Below are 6,363 nucleotides of genomic sequence, written 5' to 3'. Positions count from 1 at the left end.
GGTGCGAGCCCAGCCCGCTGATGCTCGTCATCGGTGGCACCAATATCCTCGGCGACCGGGTACAGGCGGCCCGGGCCGGCGCTCGTGGCTTCCTGCCCCACTCACTGGCGCCCGACCGTCTGGCGGCCGCACTGACCGCCGCGCTTGACCGCCGCCAGCGGGGAGTGGCGAGACTGCTGGCCGTCGACGACGATCCCGCCATCCTGGCGGCGTTGCATGCCATCTTCGCGGACGACGCCCTGCGGTTGACGACCCTCGCCGAGCCGCTGCGTTTCTGGGATGTGCTGGAACGGAGCAGGCCCGACCTCGTACTCCTCGACGTCGACATGCCGGACGTCACCGGTATCGAGCTGTGCCGCCTCGTCCGCGGTGACGACCGGTGGGCCGGGCTGCCCGTGCTCGTCCTCACCGCCGCCACCGACCCGCATACCGTCCAGGAGGTGTTCTCGGCCGGCGCCGACGACTACGTGACCAAGCCGATGAGGGGAGCCGAGCTGCGTACCCGCGTCCGGAATCGGCTTGATCGCGTCCGGCTGTATCAGGCGCTCGCCGAAACCGACCCGCTCACCGGGCTGACGAACCGCCGCAAGTTCGAGCACGAGATGGAGCGCCTCGAGGCCACCGCCCGCCAGACCCACCTGCCGCTGACCTTCGCGCTGCTCGATCTCGACCGGTTCAAGGGGGTCAACGACCGGTACGGGCATGCGGTGGGCGACCGGGTGCTGCAACGGCTCGCCGCGGTGCTCAGCGCATCCTTCCGCGCCGACGACGTCATCGCGCGGTGGGGCGGCGAGGAAATCGCGCTCGGCATGTACGGCATGACCCGCGATGACGGTGTCGCGCGTGTCGCCGACGCGCTCGCCGCGTTCAGGCAGGAACGGTTCCGGGCCGGTGACAGCCCGCCCTTCCGGGTCACCTTCACCGCCGGGGTGGCCGAGTACGGCGTTGACGGGCGTGGCCTGCACGAGGTCTACCGGGCCGCGGACCACGCGCTCTACCAGGCCAAGGGCCTCACCGGTGACCGGGTCCTGCCCGCCGGCTGGCAGCCCACGGTGGCTGACCGCCAGCGGATGCCCGACGTGGTCGTCGTCGACGACGACCCGATACTCACCGACCTGCTCACCCACGCGCTGGAGACGCGCGGCTACCGCGTCGTGTGCCTGGGTGACGGGCGCGAGGCGCTGCGCCGGCTCACCGGACCGGACCGGATGCGCGCCCGGCTCATCCTCCTCGACGTCGACCTGCCCGAGGTCAACGGCTTCGACGTGCTGCGCCAGCTCCGCCGGGACGGTGTGCTCGCTACCTCGAAAGTCATCGTCCTGACCGTACGGTCAACCGAGCCGGAAGTCCTCGAGGCACTCGAGCAGGGCGCGGCCGACCACATCGCCAAGCCGTTCAGTGTCCCCGTTCTCCTGCAACGGGTACGGCGGGTAATCGCGTCATGACGATCGTCCAGCTGCTTCGCGCGGTGGTGGCCACCGAGGCGCTGGTGCTGGTGCTGCTGCTCGCCGCACTCGCCGCGACCGCGTCCTACGCCGCCGCGCGCCGGCGGCGCGACCGGGCCCGGCTCGCCCGGGTCATGGGCTCCCAGGCCGGAGGTGGCACCAAGACGCCAGCGGCAGAGCTGTCCCACCGGTTCGCGCAGCTGCCGCGGCGGCTGCGGCTGGCCACCCTCGCCGATCTCACCGGTCCCGTGCACGGGACCGCGTCCGAGCTGGTCCTGCGACGGGCCGGCTCCGCCGACCTGATCGGCGAGGCCGCGGGGTGGTGCCGTAGCCGCCGCTGGTGGCGGCGGCTACGCGCGGTCCGGACGCTCTCGCTGCTCGGCGAGGGTGCCGATACCGTGCCCGCGCTGTTTGCCGACCCGCACCCCCAGGTACGCGCCGCCGCCGCGGCCTGGGCTGTCGACCATCCCGACCCGGCACTCGCGGACCGGCTGGTGGACATGCTCGACGATCCGATGCTCCGGTGCCGCTTCGCGGCAAAGGCCGCGCTGCTGCGGATCGGTCGTCGCGGTGTGCGCCCGCTCGTGCGCTACCTCACCGCACCGGACGTCCACCGGCTGGCCAGCGCGCTCGAGGTCGCGGCCGGACTAGCGGAACCCGCGTTGCTCGCCCCCGGCCTCCTGCACTGCCGCAGCCCCGATCCGTCCGTGCGCTCCCGCGCCGCCGAGGTGGTCGCGGCGATCGGTGGCGCCGAAGCGGTCGCGAGCCTGGCAGAACTGCTCCGCGACCCGGACGTGACCGTCCGCGCGACGGCTGCCCGGGGCCTCGGCGCGCTCGGCCACTGGCCCGCCGCACCCGCGGTGGCTGACGCATTGGCGGATCCCAGCTGGGAGGTCCGCCGGCACGCGGCGCTCGCGCTGCGGCGGATGGGCCCGGCGGGGTACCTCTATCTTCGGCGGGCGTTGCGGCAGGCCGACCCGTACGCGGCGGACATGGCCCGCCAGGTGCTGGATCTCCCGTACCTGGCATCGACGCTGTGAGCCCGTCCGATGCGCTGGCTGCGCTGCTGTCGGGACTGACCTGGGTGGTGCTCGGGTACTTCCTCGTCGCGAACGGCTACCAGACACTCCTGCTCTGCGGCGCGGGCCGGGAGCTGGTCCGGCACCGGTACATGATCCGCGGGGAACGGCTGGACCCGCTGCTCGGATCCGCGGCGGTACCCCGGCTCAGCGTGCTCGCCCCCGCGTACAACGAAGCGGCAACCGTGGCGACCAGCGTCCGCTCGCTGCTGACCCTGCACTACTCCAATCTTGAGCTGGTGCTTGTCAACGACGGCAGCACCGACGCGACGCTCGCCGTGCTCCAGCGGGAGTTCGAGCTCAGCCCGATTCATCCGATCTACCGCCGGGTTGTGGCCACCAAGCCCATCCGCGGGCTCTACCAGTCGAGGACCAACCCCCAACTGCTCGTTGTGGACAAGGACAACGGCCGCAAGGCCGACTCGCTCAACGCCGGCCTGAACGTCGCCACCGGGGAGCTGGTCTGCGCCATCGACGCCGACACGATCCTCGAACCAGACGCGCTGCTCCGGATCCTGCGCCCTTTTCTGGACGCCGAGGATGTCGTCGCAGCCGGTGCCACGATCCGCGTCGTGAACGGGGCGTCCGTGCGCGGCGGCAGGGTCGAGTCCGTCCACGTGCCGCGACGCCCGCTGCCTGGCATCCAGTGGGTCGAGTACCTGCGAGCCTTCCTGTACGGCCGGCTCGGCTGGAACCAGCTCGGCGGCAACCTCATCATCTCCGGCGCCTTCGGTGTCTTCCGGCGTGACGCGATCCAGGCGCTCGGCGGCTACGTCCACGACACGGTCGGCGAGGATATGGAACTCGTCGTGCACCTGCGCAGCCACGGATTGGCCACCGGCGGTCCGAGCCGGGTCGTCTTCGTGCCCGACCCGATCGCCTGGACCGAGGTACCGGAATCCCTCGCGGTGCTCGGCCGGCAGCGCGACCGCTGGCAACGAGGCCTCGCCGACGTGCTCCGCCGGTATCGATCCCTGCTGCTCAATCCCCGCTGGGGCGTGCTGGGCCTGCTCGTGTTCCCCTACTTCGTGCTGGTCGAGCTGCTCGGCCCCGTCATCGAGGGGCTCGGCCTGCTCGGGCTTGTCGCGGCCATCGCCCTCGGGGCGATCAATCTGCCTTTTGCCGCGTTGTTCCTCCTCGTTGCCTACGGCTGGGGAGTCCTGCTGAGCCTCAGCGCGGTCCTCCTCGACCAGAGCACCGGCCACGGCCCCGGCAATCCCCTCGATCTTGCCCTGCTCATCTCCTGGTCCGTCCTGGAAAACCTCGGCTACCGCCAGCTCACCGTCATCTGGCGGCTGCGTGGCATCCTCAACTTCCTGCGCGGCCGGCAGGACTGGGGAACCATGGTCCGGCGCGGCTTCAACCCACCAGAGGGACACGCCGCAGAAGTACCATTCCAGTGAGTCGATCACGATGAAGAACGATCGTCGAGCCGAACCCAGCACCAGGGTGGCTCCCGCCGCCGCCTCGCGCCACACGCACCCCAGCTCCGCTCCTTGATCCGCACCCCTATTGCCGGGCGCTCTTCGTCAAAGTTGGTCTCTTTCGCAAATAAATCAACGAAAGAGAATAGTCCTACTATCGATAGATAGCGACATCGATATGTTGCTACGACCGTTTGAACTCGCCGGCTCATCGGGTGGGGATCAGGTCGACGACATCGTCGTGGAGCTTGGCCAGCCCCTGGTCGAAGCTTGCGAGACGGCCGTCATGTATACGGGCGAGCTGCGCGAGGTATGCATCGGTCACCTGCCGGTGCCCGATGACACCCCTCATCGACACGGCGCGGTAGGACACCTCGTCCGGCCAGAACTCGTGGCGGGGGTCGCTGGTCAGCGCCGACACGACTGCTGTTGCCGTCTGTGCGGACTGACCTTCGCGGATGAGCAGGCGTACCAGGCTGCCCTCGGTGATGGGGCAGGTCGCAAAGTGGCCGGCGGCGCTGGCGAGCCATGCCTCGGCGGTGTCGTGGTGGACGTGGTCGGCGACAACGAGCGCAATCAGCACGTTGGCGTCCAGGAGGGTGGTCACTGGTCGTCGTCCAGAGCGCGAACCTCTTCGGTCGTGATGACCGTGCCAAGGTGCACCACGGGGAGACCGGTCCGTTCGCTTCGGGATATCTCCGCCGCACTACCGTGCCCCAGGCCGCGACGCATGAGGTCGGCAACCGTCTCGCTCAAGGTCCGTGCGGTGTCCCTGGCGATCGACATAGCTTGCCGGTGAAGATCCTCTGGTAGGTCGATGGTGGTGCGCATGCCGTCATCGTAGCATCTATACATCGCGATGCAGAGATGCAATTTCGGCAGATCTGAAGATCGATATTCGGCAGATTGAAAGACGTAGAGCCGGCAGATCTAAAGATCGAGATTCGGCAGATCGAAGGGATGCTGCTACGATCACCTCGTGCGCAGGGCTGCTGGCTATGTACCCAGACGAGCAGTGGACCTGATCGCGGAGGCGCTCACCGACACACGGGTCGTGGTCGTCAACGGTGCCCGCCAGGTCGGCAAGAGCACCCTGGCCGAGGTCGTGCTGCGGGCGCGGGCCGGCGGGGTGGCACGGTTTCTCGATGATCCGGCGACCCGCGCCGCCGCTACCGAGGACCCTGTCCGGTTCATCAACCACGACGGCCTGATGCTCATCGACGAGGTGCAGCGAGTGCCCGATCTCTGGCTGGCAATCAAGAACCTCGTCGACCGTGACCCTCGGCCCGGTCGATTTCTGCTGACCGGATCCGCGCGCCTGCTCGCGTTGCGCAGCCTGCCCGATGCACTGCCCGGTCGATCCGAGACCGTCGAACTCTGGCCGTTGTCCCAGGGCGAGATCGACGATGCCCCCGACGGCTTCGTCGACGCCGCTTTCGCGCTCGGCGCCGACCTGCGCAGCGAGCCGTCGGCGCTGAAACGTAAGGACTACCTGGCCAGGATGGCCCGGGGCGGTTACCCGGAAGCATGGCGGCGAGAGAACCCGCGGCGACGGCAGCGGTTCTTCGAGGGCTATGTCTCGGACCTGCTCAGCCGTGATATCAGGCAGGTGGCCGACATCGAGAAGTCCGGTGAGATGCGCAGGCTCATTTTGTTGTTGGCCGCGCAGACCGGCGGCCTGCTCAACATCAGCCGTGTCGCAAGCGAGCTGAGCCTTTCGGCCCCGACGGTCCGTAGCTACATCAACATTCTGGAGACGGTCTACCTCGTACGGCTCGTGCCGGCGTGGTCGACGAACCTCACGACGAGGGCGGTCGCGACGTCCAAAGTCATCTTCGTGGACATCGGCCTCGCCAGTTACCTGGCTACGAGCCCCAACACTGATGGACCTGTTGGCGGTCTGCTCGAGAACTTCGTCCTCAGCGAACTGGCACGGCAGCTGACCTGGTCCCAGACCTCCGCCCGGCTGTATCACTACCGTGACCGGGACCAGTACGAAGTGGACGGGCTCCTGGAGGACAACGCCGGCCGGGTTGTTGGTATTGAGGTGAAGGCCGCGGAGACGGTGCGTGCGGAGGACTTCCGTGGCCTGAAGCTCCTGCAGCGGCGGCTCGGTGAACGATTCCACGCTGGGTTCGTGCTCTACTGCGGTGCCCAATCACTCAGCTTCGGCGACGGGCTGGCCTGTCTGCCGATCTCCGCCCTGTGGGCGACCGGGACGTGAACGTCCCGTCGGACCGGCAACTACGACCTGATGATCATCGACTGGGGATCGGGTTGACGGGACCTCCTCTAGGGCGCGAACGTCGTCAATCGTGATCACTGTACCGGCGACCCATTCCATACCATCCGTCTGGAATAGGAGATCGACGTAGCGTAGTAGTGAAAGTTGAGTCGTTCGATGGACGGCGGTTT

General features: G+C 68.4%; 6 protein-coding genes. 4 read left to right on the top strand and 2 right to left on the bottom strand.

Going from position 1 to position 6,363, the window contains the following annotated elements:
- The 3 genes from MJ785_RS05965 to MJ785_RS05955 form a co-directional block, all read left to right on the top strand.
- Nucleotides 1-1,445 (top strand): response regulator (locus MJ785_RS05965; protein ID WP_305039905.1); only part of this gene is annotated, 1,445 nt, incomplete at its 5' end.
- The gene (locus MJ785_RS05960; protein WP_239380153.1) at nucleotides 1,442-2,485 is read left to right on the top strand and encodes a HEAT repeat domain-containing protein; all 1,044 of its coding nucleotides are present in this window, start codon (nucleotides 1,442-1,444) and stop codon (nucleotides 2,483-2,485) included. The genes MJ785_RS05965 and MJ785_RS05960, both read left to right, overlap by 4 nt.
- On the top strand, nucleotides 2,482-3,927 hold the full coding sequence (locus MJ785_RS05955; RefSeq protein ID WP_239307987.1) for a glycosyltransferase family 2 protein: 1,446 nt from the start codon (nucleotides 2,482-2,484) through the stop codon (nucleotides 3,925-3,927). The genes MJ785_RS05960 and MJ785_RS05955 overlap by 4 nt, the downstream gene beginning before the upstream one ends.
- Nucleotides 3,928-4,156: 229 nt before the next feature.
- Here the strand turns inward: MJ785_RS05955 and MJ785_RS05950 are convergent, their stop codons facing one another.
- Complete coding sequence (locus MJ785_RS05950; protein ID WP_239307986.1) at nucleotides 4,157-4,555, bottom strand: TA system VapC family ribonuclease toxin; 399 nt, start codon at nucleotides 4,553-4,555, stop codon at nucleotides 4,157-4,159.
- On the bottom strand, nucleotides 4,552-4,779 hold the full coding sequence (locus MJ785_RS05945; protein ID WP_239307985.1) for an antitoxin: 228 nt from the start codon (nucleotides 4,777-4,779) through the stop codon (nucleotides 4,552-4,554). The genes MJ785_RS05950 and MJ785_RS05945 overlap by 4 nt, the downstream gene beginning before the upstream one ends.
- A 184-nt stretch (nucleotides 4,780-4,963) precedes the next feature.
- Between MJ785_RS05945 and MJ785_RS05940 the strand changes: the two genes are divergently transcribed.
- Nucleotides 4,964-6,172 carry an ATP-binding protein gene (locus tag MJ785_RS05940; RefSeq protein WP_239307984.1) on the top strand — a complete coding sequence of 403 codons (1,209 nt, stop codon included), beginning with the start codon at nucleotides 4,964-4,966 and terminating at the stop codon, nucleotides 6,170-6,172.
- Nucleotides 6,173-6,363 lie beyond the last annotated feature (191 nt).

The organism is Protofrankia sp. CiT1, assembly GCF_917627335.1.
Lineage (GTDB): Bacteria > Actinomycetota > Actinomycetes > Frankiales > Frankiaceae > Protofrankia.
This window is presented reverse-complemented; position numbering and strand designations above follow the sequence as displayed.